Source organism: Roseococcus sp. YIM B11640 (assembly GCF_049727625.1).
GTDB lineage: Bacteria > Pseudomonadota > Alphaproteobacteria > Acetobacterales > Acetobacteraceae > Roseococcus.
This window is the reverse complement of sequence record NZ_JBBJOZ010000017.1, coordinates 1-703: the sequence shown is the minus strand read 5'-3', so window position 1 is coordinate 703 and position 703 is coordinate 1. Positions and strand designations below refer to the sequence as shown.

At 64.7% G+C, this 703-nt stretch carries 1 protein-coding gene; it reads right to left on the bottom strand.

The window, feature by feature from the left end:
- Positions 1–703: sulfatase-like hydrolase/transferase (locus WJM96_RS22850; RefSeq protein ID WP_424814870.1), on the bottom strand; the 703-nt coding region annotated here is incomplete at both ends.

Genomic DNA, 703 nt, shown 5'->3' with positions numbered 1-703 from the left:
TTCTTGAGGATCTTGCCCACCCATTCGTCATGCTGGAGCATGCCGTCCGCATATTCGTTGAGGCCCGAGCGCCCGCGGAAGCTCTGCGGCACGTGGGTGCGGAAGTGCATGCGCGTGGCGTTCAGCCATACGAACATCGGCTTGTTGGCCGCCTTCTGGCGATCCATGAAATCCATGCCCGCGGCGAGGAACTCATCGTCGATGGTCTGCATGCGCTGGCGCGTCAGCGGGCCGGTGTTCTCGATGCGCCCATCCGCGAAGCTCTTGATCACGCCGCGCGGACCGAAGCGACGGCGGAACTCCGGGTTGCGCGGATAATCCTCGTTCTCCGGCTCCTCCTCGGCATTCAGGTGATAGAGGTTGCCGAAGAACTCGTCGAAGCCATGGGCGGTCGGCAGGTGCTCGTCCCGGTCACCCAGGTGGTTCTTGCCGAACTGGCCGGTGGCGTAGCCCATGCCCTTGAGGATGGTCGCAATGGTCGGGTCCTCGGCCTGCATGCCAGCGGCGGCGCCGGGAAGGCCGACCTTGGAGAGGCCCGTGCGAACGACAGCCTGGCCCGTGATGAAGGCCGAGCGCCCGGCGGTGCAGGACTGCTCGGCGTAGTAGTCCGTAAAGGCCATGCCTTCGTTGAAGACGCGATCGATGTTGGGCGTGCGATAGCCCATCAGGCCGCGCGTCCAGTAGCTGATGTTCGACTGGCCGA